Raw genomic sequence first — 12,514 nt, 5'->3', positions numbered from 1 at the left:
TGTCGACGGTGAATCATTTAATACTGCATGAAAAAATGATAACTGTTGTTAACAAAGTGAGCTTTTACATTTCATCTTTCAGGACGGTTCTCCCCAGTCGCTGGCCTGAGTCAGCTTCTGGGGATTCTCAGACTTTCACCTGGATGCTTTAGTACTGAAGTTCCAGGCCAGGCAGACGTCGCCAGTAGCCGTTGCAGTCACTGTGTGCGGCAAGCTGCAGTGGAACATCACCTTTCTCATTGGCACGGAAGGCCTCCAGCATAGTGAACGTCTCTTCGCCCATCGGGGAGAGCCGCACCATATCGACAATACCGTCCATCGACTTCAGATCGTTACCGAGGTTATAAACGTAGCCACTCATGGTCTGAATGCCATTGAGCACAAATACCTGCTGATTTTCCTGTGACAGCATGTCGCGCCCGTTGGGGTACTTGATGCAGCAGGTTTCGCACTCATCTTTTGGTTTGTCTTCCGAACGGGCGGTGAAGCAGCGTGCAGAGTAAGCCAGTGGCAGATGTCCGTAGCTCAATACTTCCACCTCAAACTGATCGCGGATGCCCAGATCGGTGCACTGATTGAGCAAATTAATCAGCCAGTCGCGTGACAGTTCCACTGGCATGCACCAGCGCGTCATACCTTGTTTGAGCAACAGGCGCAGGGTTACCGCATTGTAGATATTCAGCGCATGCCCGGCGACGAACGGCAGATTACGTTCGGCACAGAGATTGACGACGCCCAGATCGCTCGCTTCCAGTAGAAATTCACCGTTGTCGACGTAGCGTTTCAGTTCGTTAAGTTCGGAAGAGGCTTGCACCAGCGCGAGGGTAGAGATCACCACCTGTTTACCGCTGCTGGCGAGGGATTTCGCCAGATCCAGCCAGTCACCGACTTTGGTTGCCCGGCGCTTACTGCATACCGCTTCACCGAGATAAATAACGTCAGCGCTGCTGGCTGCGGCCTGCTGGTAGAAGCTTTCCAGCGTCTCTTTTGACCAATAATAAAGAACGGGTCCGAGGGAATATTTCATCGTATTTCCTACTGCCATTTGCGATGGTACGCACCCAGCGTGGTCTGTGTGCCTTCTGACATTGCCCCAAGCGTATTCATCCAGGTAGCTTGTGGTGCATAGTTCTGCGGGTCGCTCATGCATCTGTCGATAGCCTGACGCCACACTTTTGCCACCTGGCTGACATACGCCGGGCTACGCTGGCGGCCTTCAATTTTCACTGACGCGATATTCGCGGCCAGCAACTCGGGCAGCAGTTCCAGAGTGTTCAGGCTGGTGGGCTCTTCCAGCGCGTGATAGCGCTCGCCATCCACCATATAACGCCCTTTACACAGCGTCGGGTAGCCCGCGTTTTCGCCATCCTGATAGCGGTCGATCAACACTTCATTCAGTCGCGATTCCAGCCCTTGTGGCGTCTGCTGCCAGCGCACAAAGCGCGCCGGAGAGCAGGCCCCCACGGTATTCGGCGATTCACCGGTCAGATAGGACGACAGATAGCAGCGTCCCTCTGCCATGATGCACAGGCTACCAAAGGCGAACACTTCCAGCGGGACAGGGGTGACGCGCGCCAGTTGTTTTACCTGATGAATGGAGAGTACGCGCGGGAGTACCACGCGGGCGACATCAAAATGGCGATGGTAAAAACGAATGGCTTCTTCATTTGTGGCTGAGGCCTGAACGGAGACATGTCGTTCAATATGTGGATAGCGCGCTGCGGCATACTCCAGCATGGCAAGGTCGGCCAGAATTAAGGCATCTGCGCCAATGTCCGCAGCCATATCTACCGCTCGCTCCCAGCGCTGGTAGCCATCGGGATGGGCAAAGGTGTTGATAGCGATATGCAGTTTTCGTTTATGCTGGTGCACAAAGCTGACGGCTTCCTGCAGTTTTTTCTCCGTAAAATTGAGACCAGCAAAATGGCGGGCGTTGGTATCGTCTTTCAGGCCGATGTAGACGGCATCGGCACCGTTTTCAATGGCGGCCTTGAGCGCCGGGAGATTTCCGGCCGGGCAGAGCAACTCCATAGTATTTCCTGCAATCCGGGGCACGAGGCCCAGACAACCCGTTGGGGTCGCTAAATTGTTAATGAACTGGGATTCTAGTTAACCTGGTTGCGACAATTTTTGATTTGAGGCAGTTAAATGTGTATTGGTGGCATCAATAATCGATGCATTCTTCTTACGTAATTGTTGATTTACGCCGCCATGTCGTCTATTTGATATGGCAAAATAGCAGGAACGTTTATTTCAGGGAGTAAAGCTCGTGTTGGAAAAACTGCGCTCACGTCTCGTTCACTATGGCCCGTCTTTGCTGAGCGTGCCGGTTAAGCTGACGCCTTTCGCCATCAAACGCCAGGTGCTGGAGCAAGTGCTCCGTTGGCAGTTTCAGCAAGCGCTGGCTGATGGAGAGCTTGAGTTTCTGGAAGGCCGCTGGTTAAGTATTCAGGTTCGCGATATTGGCCTGACGTGGTATACCTCGGTAGAGAATTCACAGTTGATCGTGCGTGAATCAGCCGAGGCCGATGTCAGCTTCTGTGCGGATGCCAGCGATTTACTGATGATTGCCGCACGCAAGCAAGATCCTGATACGCTCTTTTTCCAGCGTCGACTGGTGATTGAGGGTGACACCGAGCTTGGGCTGTACGTGAAGAACCTGATGGACGCCATTGAACTTGAGCAGATGCCGAAGGCATTGCGCATCATGCTGCTGCAACTGGCGGATTTTGTTGAAGCCGGCCAGAAAACGCCGATGGAAACACCACAACCTTCTGTAGGTGAACCATGCTGATTCGAGTAGAGATTGGGATTGATGCGCCGGGTATCGACGCGCTGCTACGCCGCACTTTTGCGGATGAGAGCGAAGCGACGCTGGTGCATGATCTGCGCGAAGATGGCTTAATTACGTTAGGCCTGGTCGCAACGGATGACGAAGGGCAGGTCATCGGCTATGTCGCATTCAGTCCGGTGACGGTGAAAGGCGAAGATTTGCAGTGGGTCGGACTCGCGCCGCTGGCGGTCGATGAGGCTTATCGCAGTCAGGGCATTGCTCGCCAGCTGGTCTATGAGGGACTGGATTCTCTGAATGAGTTTGGTTATGCCGCGGTTGTGACGCTGGGGGAACCTGATTTTTATGGCCGTCTCGGGTTTGAGCCTGCCGCGAACCACAATCTGCACTGTCGCTGGCCAGAAACGGAAAGTGCTTTCCAGGTACACCGCCTTGCAGATGATGCTTTCAATGACGTAAGCGGTCTGGTGGAATACCACGCACTGTTTAATCGCTTTTAGCCATTGAGGTTTGCAGGCTCTCCAGCAATTCCTCAAATGAGCCATCTCCGGTAACGAGGCGCTCCTTCTGGCGCTTCGTTAATTGTTTGATGCGGTATTCCACACGTAATGCCAACGATCTTTCCCCGACATGCGCTGAAAATACCAGCGACAATTCACCTTTCCCGCGAAGCGCTTTTGCTCCTTTGCCATTCTGATGCTGAACAAAACGGCGCGCCACATCGGTTGTGATACCTGTGTACAGGCTATTGTCAGGAGTGCGGATAAGATAGAGAAACCAGGGCGTCATAACGTTATTCGTTGTGCTAATGTGAAAGAAAAATAACACGAGGATGAAGAGAAATGGAAACTCTTGCGGCCATCAATCGTTGGCTGGCGAAACAGCACGTAGTGACCTGGTGCGTGGCCAGCCGTGGAGAACTCTGGTGTGCAAACGCCTTTTATATCTATGACCCGCAAAAAGTCGCGTTTTATCTCCTCAGTGACGATCACACCCGCCACGCGCAGATGACCGGTTTACAGGCCAATATTGCCGGCACGGTGAATGGTCAGCCGAAGACGGTGGCGCTGATTCGTGGCGTGCAGTTTACTGGCGAGATTCGGCGGATGGAGGAGGAGGAAAGCGCGGGACCGCGTGCGCAGTACAACCGACGCTTTCCTGTTGCCCGTCTGTTGTCAGCTCCGATGTGGGAAATTCGCCTCACCGAGATCAAATTTACCGACAACACGCTGGGCTTTGGTAAAAAGCTTCACTGGCTCCGTGATTCAGGCACCCAGCAAGCGCAGTGACTCACGGTTAAACGCGGGGAGATCGTCCGGCGTCCGGCTGGTCACCAGTTGATCTTTATCGACCACTACTTCCTGGTCATAAAATTCAGCCCCTGCGTTTTTCACATCAATGATAATGGGTTTCACCGCCGTCAGCTTTCTTCCCCGAATGACATCTGCGCTTATCAGCAACTGCGGCCCGTGGCAGATAGCAAAAACCGGTTTGCCGCTGTTGATGAAGTCCCGGGTAAAGGTGACAAAACGATCATCACCACGCAGATAATCCGGTGAATGCCCACCCGGTAACAACAAGGCATCATAATCTGCCGGGCGTGTCTCATCGATAGCTTTATCAATGGTGACGCTGGCCTCGCCTTTCTTCCCAGTGACCGTTTTTCCTGCCTGTTTCTCAATCGTGACCACCTCGTGGCCCGCTTTGCGGAAGGCTTCGGCTGGCGACGTGAATTCTGAATCTTCAAACTCGTCGGTGATCAAGACTGCGATTTTCTTGCTCATGTATCCTCCGTGGTTCAGTTCAGATGCGTCATTTCAACAATAATGACTCTCAGAACTAATAAGCCTGGTTGAGGGTGATAACATTGCAAGGCAGACTTTTCTGCAAAAGGAGGGGATATGAGTCAAGTACTGATAATCAGAGCGACAGGGCTGGCGGGTGACTAAGCATTTTCAAAAATATTTCAAAAGCGTACTATTCGCCGGGTAACTAATTCCGCAATTAATCCCCGGAGAATGGTATGACTGGTCAGTCTTCATCCCGCGTGGCAACCCCCGTGCAATGGTGGAAACCCGCTCTCTTCTTTCTCGTCGTTATCGTCGGCCTTTGGTATGTGAAATGGCAGCCATACTACGGTAAAGCGTTCACGGCCGCTGAAACCCACAGTATCGGTAAATCCATTCTCGCGCAGGCGGATGTCAGCCCATTTCAGGCTGCGCTCGACTATGCGATGGTCTATTTTCTTGCTGTCTGGAAAGCCGCCGTGCTCGGTGTATTATTGGGCTCGCTAATTCAGGTACTGATCCCCAGAAACTGGCTGATGCGTACCCTGGGGCAAAAGAAGCTGACAGGGACCCTCTTTGGTACGCTGTTTTCGCTACCGGGAATGATGTGTTCCTGCTGTGCGGCTCCTGTTGCGGCGGGCATGCGTCGTCAACAGGTGTCGATGGGCGGTGCGCTGGCGTTCTGGATGGGAAACCCACTGCTTAACCCGGCGACGCTGGTCTTCATGGGCTTTGTGCTGGGCTGGCATTTCGTGGCGCTACGGCTGATTGCCGGTCTGGTGATTGTGATTGGCGTTGCGGCACTGGTACAGCATCTTGTGAAAGATGATATTCAGCAAACTGCGCCAGTGGACATCACGCTCTCTGAACCGGAAGGGCACTTTTTTGCCCGTTGGGGCAGGGCGTTATGGGCGCTGTTCTGGAGTACCATCCCGGCCTACATCATTGCGGTACTGGTGCTGGGGGCTGCGCGCGTCTGGTTGTTCCCTCATGCTGACGGGGCTGTCGACAACACGCTGTTGTGGGTGATTGCGATGGCGATTGTCGGCTGTCTGTTTGTGATCCCGACGGCGGCAGAAATTCCGATTGTGCAGACCATGATGATGGCAGGCATGGGGGCCGCACCGGGGATGGCGCTGTTGATGACCCTTCCGGCAGTTAGTTTGCCGTCGCTGATTATGCTGCGTAAGTCTTTCCCGGTAAAAGCACTGTGGCTGACAGGTGGTCTGGTGGCGTTAGGTGGGGCATTAACTGGCAGTTTGCTGCTCTTTTTATAAAAGAAAACCCGGTAACTGTCGCTACCGGGCTATTCAGAAGGGCTTATTTGATAAACGTAAAGGCAGTGGTGACGTGTTTCACGCCGCTCACGCGACTGGCAATATCCGCTGCCGCTTTACCTTCACGATCGGTGACCAGACCCAGCAGGAACACTTCGCCATTTTCCGTCGTCACTTTCACGTTAGAGGATTTCACTTCGTCGCTGCTCAGCAGTTGGGTACGTACTTTAGACGTAATCCAGGTATCGTTGGCAGCGGTGCCCATGCCAATTGGCTGGCCCTGACGGATTTCGTTAAACACTTCGGTTGCACCTTCTACGCCAACCGCAATCTGTTTTGCCCGTGAGGAGAGGTCTGTCGTCGGTGCCTGACCCACTAACAGGACTTTGCCTTGATAAGCGGTTACGTTGACACGTGCCTGTTTCTTGATCTGTTCATCTTTAGACAGGGCGCTATTGACGCGCAGTTCCAGCGTACCATCATCAACCTGAGTACCCACCGTGCGCGGATCGGTCGCCGCCTTGGTACCTACTGCCGCTGAACCAACAACCACTGCACCAATACAACCCTGTAAAAGCAGTGCGGAAATAAGGACTGCGAGGGGCGCTAAAGCCTTCATGTGTACTCCTTAATCATCCTGGTGAGGAAAAAGTGTGTTATCTATCAGATCGCATAAACAATTCACCGTCAACATATGCATTTCCTGAATACGTGCGCTGCGGTGGGAAGGAATACGGATTTCAACATCCTGAGGCCCCAACAGCCCGGCCAGTTCACCCCCGTCGTACCCCGTCAGTGCCACAATCGTCATATCGCGCGTCACTGCCGCTTCGACAGCTTTAACGATATCGCGACTGTTACCCCGCGTGGATATGGCCAGGAGAATGTCACCGGCATGGCCTAACGCCCGGACCTGCTTGGCATATATCTCGTCATGCAGGCGATCGTTCGCTATTGCCGTTAAGACCACATTATCGGTATTAAGTGCAATGGCAGGTAAACTAGGGCGTTCTGTTTCAAAACGATTAATCATGCTGGCAGCAAAATGCTGTGCGTTGGCGGCGGAGGTGCCATTGCCACAACAGAGGATTTTGTTGCCGTTAAGCAGAGAGTGAACCATGGTCATGGCGGCACGGGAAATTGCGTCGGGCAGGGCTTCTGCGGCTGCAATTTGCGTTTGAATGCTTTCGGTAAAGCAGACTTTAATTCTATCGAGCACAGTGTTCCCTATCGTTCAGTCATTATGAGTGGTCGTTAAAGGCGTTTTGTATCCACTCAACGTCATTTCCGGTGAAGGCTACCACATCGAACCGGCAATCCACAGTATCAAAACTCCCATTATGCCGGGCGAGCCACAAACGGGCTGTATGCAGTAACTTGCGTTGTTTGGCAACGGTTACGCTCCCGGCAGCACCACCAAAAAACGATGATTTGCGATAGCGAACCTCGACGAAAACCGTTGCCAGTTTGTCTTGCATAATCAGGTCAATTTCGCCGCCACGCTCACGCACGTTGGCGGCAATAAAACGCAATCCCTTGCGTTCGAGCCAGCGACGCGCGGTGGCTTCCCACGCATCGCCGCTCTGCTTACGGGTCAACTGGCCGGGACGATTTGCCCCTGCTGGTATTTGAGCCATGATAACTTCCTGTTAATCACACATTCCTGCGTTGCGGTTAAATCGCCGGTGTTGCCGTTGATTTCAAACCCCGGCACTTGACGCATCTGTGAGAAGTGATTCGCCAGCGTCCAGGCATCCGCGCCCATGGCATACAGACGGGCCAGTGAATAGTCGTTATTCACACTGCTCAATGCCTGCTGCATCAGGGCCGGGTTGCTACCGGCCAGCATCGGGATTTCACTGAACTGCAGCCCTTCCATCTCCAGACGGAAGTCTGGGCCTGCGCCACCCTGGGAACTGCGAGAGCTGGCGTAAACAATGATCCCGCTCTGGCTGCCGGTACGCATAGTGATGAGAGGCTTAATCAGCGCCATTTCTTCCTGTGTCGCCACGATGTAGGTTGAATCGACTTTACCGCCACCGCTGATTTGCGCATCGGTAGGCGGAGCCGGAATCGTCAGGCCGCCAATGGTCACACCCTGTTGCTGCGGCAGGCTGGCGCTTACCGGGCTGCCGTTCATCGCAATGCCAGCGCGTCCGTTGATCGCCATTTTCAGCTCTGCCGATGATCCCAATTTTTGCTGCAGCACGATGCCACCACCGAGTTTTTGCCACTCTTCTGCAAACGCAGTGGCTACACGGTCACCGAGGGTACTTCGAGGTAGTAACAGCAGCGGCGCCTGGCGACCTTGTTCATGCATATGGCGCGCAGCATCGCGAGCTTCATCTTCCGGTGAAAGCGCGTAGTAGCAGATGTTAGGGCGATTCTCGACCTTCTCCGGCTGGTTCAGTGCCAGCACGTTCAGGGTTGTATGGCTGCGCATCAGCTCTTCAACATTGTTTTTCAGCAATGGACCTACGACGATGCTGGCACCATCCTGTTGAACCTGATTGAGGATCTGATCAAGTGGCTGAGAACTGGTGTCATAGATTTTCAGCGATGCGGCAGGATTAGCCGGCGTGGCGGTAACGGCCGGTGTGGTCACCTGTTGTGCTGGCGTTGCCTGCTCTGTGGTGGTTTGTTCAGGTGCTGCTGACTGCTCAGCCGTTACCGGTTGTTGCTGCTGCGCTTCTGGCGCGGTCACCGGTTCTTGCGTTTGCGCGCTGGTAATATCGTTAACGTTAGTCTGTGACGGGCTAACAACATCAGCGGTGGTGTTCATGTTCGCCGCCTGAGCGGCCTGGGGGGGTACCGCAGGGCCAGAGACGTTTGAGACGCCATTTTTCGCGGCTTCAAAGCCTTGCTGAATCGTGCGACCAAATACGGCTGCCTGGCCATTAAGCGGCAGAAGCAGAGCTATTTGATTCACCGAAGCCGGGCGGAAGTTCTGCATGTTTGTCAGTGGGGTTGGCAGCATTTTCGCCCCTGGGTTACGCGGGTAGCGTTGCTGCCAGTCAACGATCCCAGCTTTGAGCATGTTGGGGTCGTTGCGGTTGTCGAACCATACTCGTTGCAGATCCAGCCAACCTTGCAGCGTGGCCTCATCGGCGTTGATCACCAGGGTCTTAGCCTGATCCGAGGTCATTGAGGAGAGGGCTTGCCAGGTCGCATCAATGTTCTGCTGTTTTTCCGCTGGCGTAGTCAGCAGCGGTTCCTGAGCGATTAAGGCACGGAACAACGTCAGAGAGGGCTTACCCTGAGATGCAGTGATACCAATTTGCCAGTAGCGCGCCTGCTGGTTCTTATCGAGCCCAGTCGGATCGATGTTGGCCAGCAGCGCTTGTGCACCGTTAAAGTCTTGCTGAGTCAGCTTGAGCTCTGCGGCGAGAAGAGATTGCTCAAGACGCTGGGCATCATCCAGATTTTGCGGCAACTGCGCGAACAACTCGCTTGCCTGCTGGGTTTTGCCTTCTTTAATGAGTGCACGAATGGCGAGTAATTGCCAGTTGGTCTTGCTATCATCTGCGCTTTGCTGCATCTGGTGCAGGTAGAAACCTGAATCGGCCTGCGCGCTGCCCTGCATGTGCGCATCGCTCTGGTCGTGAGTTTGTGTGCCGCAGCCTGCGAACAGCAGAGCGGCCAGCACGACAGGCAGGCAACGCATGGCTTTTGAACGTAGAAATCTTGACGGTAGCATTCTGTATCCAGTGATATTTTTTACGCAATGCTCAATATTAAATCGGCAATACGGATAGAACAATGAAACAACACGAATCAGCGGACAATTCTCAAGGCCAGCTCTACATTGTCCCCACGCCAATCGGCAATCTGGGGGATATTACCCAGCGTGCGCTCACCGTATTGCAGGATGTTGATCTGATTGCCGCTGAGGATACTCGTCACACCGGGCTATTACTCCAGCATTTTGCCATTAATGCGCGCCTGTTTGCGCTCCACGATCACAATGAGCAACAAAAAGCCGACACGCTGGTGGCTAAGCTGAAAGAGGGGCAGAACATCGCGCTGGTCTCTGATGCAGGCACGCCGCTGATTAACGATCCCGGCTACCATCTGGTGCGCACCTGTCGTGAAGCGGGTATCCGTGTGGTTCCACTGCCGGGCCCTTGTGCCGCTATTGCTGCACTCAGTGCAGCCGGTTTGCCCTCCGATCGTTTTTGTTACGAAGGTTTTCTGCCAGCCAAATCAAAAGGCCGTCGCGATGCCCTACAGGCACTGGAAACCGAACCGCGCACGCTGATTTTTTATGAGTCCACTCACCGTCTGCTGGAAAGTCTGGAAGATATCGTGACGGTGCTGGGAGAGGCGCGCTATGTGGTGCTCGCCCGCGAACTGACAAAAACCTGGGAATCCATTCATGGCGCACCGGTGGGTGAATTGCTGGCGTGGGTGAGAGAGGATGAAAATCGTCGCAAAGGTGAGATGGTGCTAATTGTCGAAGGGCATAAAGCGCAGGAAGACGCGCTGCCTGCCGATGCGTTGCGTACGCTGGCGTTGCTCCAGGCTGAATTACCCTTGAAGAAAGCGGCGGCGCTGGCGGCAGAGATCCACGGCGTGAAGAAAAACGCCCTCTACAAGTACGCGCTGGAACAGCAGGGCGAGTAGGCCCTTGAACCTCATTAGTCAGCCATGTTTCCTGTGTAACATGGCTGATTTCTCTCTTTGTCACCGCATCACACGATGACGACGTCTTTACCCATTTTTCCCAGCGATGCTCTGTCTTTATCACTGATGCCTTCATCGGTGATAACGACGTCAATTTGCTCCATGGGCAGTACCTGGTTAAAGCCACGGCGATTGAACTTACTGGCATCCAGCACGGCGACCACTTTATGTGCCGCGGCGGCCATCACGCTGCTGATGGAATAGCCTTCGTTGAAGGTGGTGATGCCGTTAGTTGTATCAATGCCGTCTGCCCCGACAAACATCAAATCTGCGCTAATCCCCTGCAACGAGCGTTCCGCAATCGTGCCATGCATAGAGTGGGTTTTATGGCGTACTGTACCGCCGCATACCACCAGCGTGATGTCTTTGTTTTCAGAGAGAGCAAACGCTGCGGGGAGATTATTCGTAATGACGGTGATATTGGCTTTCTTTGCCAGTGCTTCGGCGATGAGCATTGTGGTGCTGCCACTGTCCAGGATAATCGTCATCCCTTCTTCAATCATGGCTGCCGCCGCCTGAGCAATGCGTTTCTTCGGATCGCTGGCCAGTTTATAGCGGTCTTCCAGCGTGACTTCCTGGCTATCGCTGTCCGTCATATGGGTGCCAGGTTTTGCAGCACCACCGTGAAAGCGCGTCACCAGTCCCTTTTCTTCCAGTAAACGCAGGTCTGCCCGAATGGTCACTTCAGAGATACCAAAGGTATTTGAAAGATCGATAACCAACACGCTTCCCTGGGCATTCACCAGATCGACGATTTTGTTCCTTCGCTCAAATGAGTTCATATTGATTTGCCTGAGAATTAACTCCTGATAGTGTAATCGAAGGATTGTGAAAGTTGAACGCTAACTTTCGAAAGTAAATGTGAGCCAGCTCAGGTTGCTGGCTCTATCACTTAGCCGAGCTGCAGCAGGATTTTTCCCTGCATTGGTGCGCCGTTGAGTGCCTGAACGGCTTTTGCATAACTGCCTGGATCGCCGCGATGTGCGATAAGCGGCTCAAGCTGCAAGCGTTTCTCTGTTAACAGACGCGCGGCTGTTTCCCATTCTTCGCCGGGCCATGGGCCGGAGTAGTTCATCCAGCTTCCCAGCACCGCCAGTTCTTTACGCAAAATTTGACCGAATACAGTGGCGGTCAACGTGAGGTCGTGGTGCAGAGTACCTACCAGCGCCAGTTGTGCGCGTGGTCCGGCAATCTCGATCGCCAGCGAGACGGTTTGCGGAGCGCCTGCAGTTTCCAGCACCAGTTGGTCGAAGCGGTTTTCAGAAAGCAGTTCCTGAATGTGTGATGCGCTTAGCTCGCGGCTGTTGAAAGCGTGTGTGGCGCCAAGCCTTTTCGCCAGTGCGAGTTTTTCCGGATTAATATCAATTGCCGTTACGCTTTTTGCCCCCAGGGCCAGTGCGCATTGCATTGCCAGCAAGCCAATGGTTCCTGCACCGACAATCACCACGTTCTTATCTGCACATCCTCCCGCAAGGTGGAATGCATGCAGGCCCACGGTAATCGGCTCGATAAAAGCGCCGTCTTCAATGGTCATCTTTTCGGGCAGGCGGTAGAGATTAGCGCGGCGCACCACAACGTATTCTGCATTGCCGCCATCGCTGCGTGAACCGACAAACTGGTAGCGTTTGCACAACGAAAAGTACTGTTTGCGGCACTCCGGGCAATTGAAGCAGGGGAGTAGAGGGGCACAGGCGACGGCATCACCCACGTTGAGATCGTTAACCTGTTTGCCGCAGGCTTCCACATAGCCACTGAATTCATGTCCGAGGGTAATCGGGTAGAAATGGGCACCGTTAGCAAAGATACGGGGGATATCGGAGCCGCATAAACCGGAGCTGACAACCCTGACTTTGACATCGTCATCATGCTGTAGCTGAGGTTCAGGGCGTTCTTCAACGCGCACGTTTCCCTCAGCGTGAATAACCACTGATTTCATAACACTCTCCAGGAATGAAAGCGGGGAGCGAAGGCTCCCC

General features: G+C 53.8%; 15 protein-coding genes. 5 read left to right on the top strand and 10 right to left on the bottom strand.

Annotated features, from left to right (window positions below; translation table 11 throughout):
• Window positions 1–148 precede the first annotated feature (148 nt).
• Window positions 149–1,027, bottom strand: a complete 879-nt coding sequence (locus tag AC5JPW_RS23990) for a U32 family peptidase (protein WP_494243697.1) — start codon at window positions 1,025–1,027, stop codon at window positions 149–151.
• A gap of 8 nt (window positions 1,028–1,035) precedes the next feature.
• The gene (gene ubiU, locus AC5JPW_RS23985; protein ID WP_494243695.1) at window positions 1,036–2,031 is read right to left on the bottom strand and encodes a ubiquinone anaerobic biosynthesis protein UbiU; all 996 of its coding nucleotides are present in this window, start codon (window positions 2,029–2,031) and stop codon (window positions 1,036–1,038) included.
• 238 nt (window positions 2,032–2,269) lie between these two features.
• Between ubiU and ubiT the strand changes: the two genes are divergently transcribed.
• On the top strand, window positions 2,270–2,794 hold the full coding sequence (gene ubiT, locus AC5JPW_RS23980; protein ID WP_494243693.1) for a ubiquinone anaerobic biosynthesis accessory factor UbiT: 525 nt from the start codon (window positions 2,270–2,272) through the stop codon (window positions 2,792–2,794).
• Window positions 2,788–3,291 (top strand): GNAT family N-acetyltransferase, encoded by a 504-nt coding sequence (locus tag AC5JPW_RS23975; RefSeq protein ID WP_494243691.1) that lies wholly within the window; start codon window positions 2,788–2,790, stop codon window positions 3,289–3,291. The genes ubiT and AC5JPW_RS23975 overlap by 7 nt, the downstream gene beginning before the upstream one ends.
• Here the strand turns inward: AC5JPW_RS23975 and AC5JPW_RS23970 are convergent.
• Window positions 3,278–3,580 carry a GIY-YIG nuclease family protein gene (locus AC5JPW_RS23970; RefSeq protein ID WP_494243689.1) on the bottom strand — a complete coding sequence of 101 codons (303 nt, stop codon included), beginning with the start codon at window positions 3,578–3,580 and terminating at the stop codon, window positions 3,278–3,280. The genes AC5JPW_RS23975 and AC5JPW_RS23970 overlap by 14 nt on opposite strands.
• A gap of 53 nt (window positions 3,581–3,633) precedes the next feature.
• Here AC5JPW_RS23970 and AC5JPW_RS23965 point away from each other — a divergent pair, with 53 nt between their 5' ends.
• Window positions 3,634–4,080, top strand: a complete 447-nt coding sequence (locus tag AC5JPW_RS23965; protein WP_494243687.1) for a YhbP family protein — start codon at window positions 3,634–3,636, stop codon at window positions 4,078–4,080.
• Here AC5JPW_RS23965 and AC5JPW_RS23960 read toward each other — a convergent pair.
• Window positions 4,057–4,575, bottom strand: coding sequence for a type 1 glutamine amidotransferase domain-containing protein (locus tag AC5JPW_RS23960; RefSeq protein ID WP_494243686.1), 519 nt, complete (start codon window positions 4,573–4,575; stop codon window positions 4,057–4,059). The genes AC5JPW_RS23965 and AC5JPW_RS23960 overlap by 24 nt on opposite strands.
• Before the next feature lie 239 nt (window positions 4,576–4,814).
• Here AC5JPW_RS23960 and AC5JPW_RS23955 point away from each other — a divergent pair, with 239 nt between their 5' ends.
• Window positions 4,815–5,855 (top strand): permease, encoded by a 1,041-nt coding sequence (locus AC5JPW_RS23955; protein ID WP_494243685.1) that lies wholly within the window; start codon window positions 4,815–4,817, stop codon window positions 5,853–5,855.
• Between the two features lie 43 nt (window positions 5,856–5,898).
• On the opposite strand, the gene dolP is transcribed toward AC5JPW_RS23955, so the two are convergent.
• Genes dolP through AC5JPW_RS23935 form a run of 4 tightly spaced genes read right to left on the bottom strand, consistent with a single transcriptional unit; the run spans window position 5,899 to window position 9,552 of the window.
• Window positions 5,899–6,474 (bottom strand): division/outer membrane stress-associated lipid-binding lipoprotein, encoded by a 576-nt coding sequence (gene dolP, locus AC5JPW_RS23950; protein ID WP_494243683.1) that lies wholly within the window; start codon window positions 6,472–6,474, stop codon window positions 5,899–5,901.
• A gap of 9 nt (window positions 6,475–6,483) precedes the next feature.
• Entirely contained in the window at window positions 6,484–7,074 is a 591-nt protein-coding gene (diaA, locus tag AC5JPW_RS23945) for a DnaA initiator-associating protein DiaA (RefSeq protein ID WP_437431754.1), read from the bottom strand.
• Between the two features lie 22 nt (window positions 7,075–7,096).
• On the bottom strand, window positions 7,097–7,492 hold the full coding sequence (locus tag AC5JPW_RS23940) for a YraN family protein (protein WP_494243681.1): 396 nt from the start codon (window positions 7,490–7,492) through the stop codon (window positions 7,097–7,099).
• Entirely contained in the window at window positions 7,450–9,552 is a 2,103-nt protein-coding gene (locus AC5JPW_RS23935) for a penicillin-binding protein activator (RefSeq protein ID WP_494243680.1), read from the bottom strand. Before AC5JPW_RS23935 ends, AC5JPW_RS23940 begins: the two co-directional genes overlap by 43 nt.
• Before the next feature lie 62 nt (window positions 9,553–9,614).
• Here AC5JPW_RS23935 and rsmI point away from each other — a divergent pair, with 62 nt between their 5' ends.
• Entirely contained in the window at window positions 9,615–10,478 is an 864-nt protein-coding gene (gene rsmI, locus AC5JPW_RS23930) for a 16S rRNA (cytidine(1402)-2'-O)-methyltransferase (RefSeq protein WP_494243678.1), read from the top strand.
• Window positions 10,479–10,546: 68 nt separating this feature from the next.
• Here rsmI and AC5JPW_RS23925 read toward each other — a convergent pair whose 3' ends face one another.
• Together AC5JPW_RS23925 and gatD are read right to left on the bottom strand one after the other, a co-directional pair.
• Entirely contained in the window at window positions 10,547–11,320 is a 774-nt protein-coding gene (locus AC5JPW_RS23925) for a DeoR/GlpR family DNA-binding transcription regulator (RefSeq protein ID WP_494243676.1), read from the bottom strand.
• 110 nt (window positions 11,321–11,430) lie between these two features.
• On the bottom strand, window positions 11,431–12,474 hold the full coding sequence (gatD, locus tag AC5JPW_RS23920) for a galactitol-1-phosphate 5-dehydrogenase (protein WP_494243674.1): 1,044 nt from the start codon (window positions 12,472–12,474) through the stop codon (window positions 11,431–11,433).
• Between the last annotated feature and the right edge of the window lie 40 nt (window positions 12,475–12,514).

This window comes from Phytobacter sp., from assembly GCF_059074235.1.
This window is presented reverse-complemented; position numbering and strand designations above follow the sequence as displayed.

What these genes read in the sequence shown, in the direction of transcription:
- AC5JPW_RS23955 (WP_494243685.1), top strand. Translation starts at nt 4,815, where the DNA reads ATGACTGGTCAGTCTTCATCCCGCGTGGCAACCCCCGTGCAATGGTGG.
- AC5JPW_RS23960 (WP_494243686.1), bottom strand. Translation starts at nt 4,575, where the DNA reads ATGAGCAAGAAAATCGCAGTCTTGATCACCGACGAGTTTGAAGATTCA.
- AC5JPW_RS23940 (WP_494243681.1), bottom strand. Translation starts at nt 7,492, where the DNA reads ATGGCTCAAATACCAGCAGGGGCAAATCGTCCCGGCCAGTTGACCCGT.
- AC5JPW_RS23970 (WP_494243689.1), bottom strand. Translation starts at nt 3,580, where the DNA reads ATGACGCCCTGGTTTCTCTATCTTATCCGCACTCCTGACAATAGCCTG.
- ubiU (WP_494243695.1), bottom strand. Translation starts at nt 2,031, where the DNA reads ATGGAGTTGCTCTGCCCGGCCGGAAATCTCCCGGCGCTCAAGGCCGCC.
- gatD (WP_494243674.1), bottom strand. Translation starts at nt 12,474, where the DNA reads ATGAAATCAGTGGTTATTCACGCTGAGGGAAACGTGCGCGTTGAAGAA.
- AC5JPW_RS23925 (WP_494243676.1), bottom strand. Translation starts at nt 11,320, where the DNA reads ATGAACTCATTTGAGCGAAGGAACAAAATCGTCGATCTGGTGAATGCC.
- AC5JPW_RS23975 (WP_494243691.1), top strand. Translation starts at nt 2,788, where the DNA reads ATGCTGATTCGAGTAGAGATTGGGATTGATGCGCCGGGTATCGACGCG.
- AC5JPW_RS23935 (WP_494243680.1), bottom strand. Translation starts at nt 9,552, where the DNA reads ATGCTACCGTCAAGATTTCTACGTTCAAAAGCCATGCGTTGCCTGCCT.
- rsmI (WP_494243678.1), top strand. Translation starts at nt 9,615, where the DNA reads ATGAAACAACACGAATCAGCGGACAATTCTCAAGGCCAGCTCTACATT.
- AC5JPW_RS23965 (WP_494243687.1), top strand. Translation starts at nt 3,634, where the DNA reads ATGGAAACTCTTGCGGCCATCAATCGTTGGCTGGCGAAACAGCACGTA.
- AC5JPW_RS23990 (WP_494243697.1), bottom strand. Translation starts at nt 1,027, where the DNA reads ATGAAATATTCCCTCGGACCCGTTCTTTATTATTGGTCAAAAGAGACG.
- dolP (WP_494243683.1), bottom strand. Translation starts at nt 6,474, where the DNA reads ATGAAGGCTTTAGCGCCCCTCGCAGTCCTTATTTCCGCACTGCTTTTA.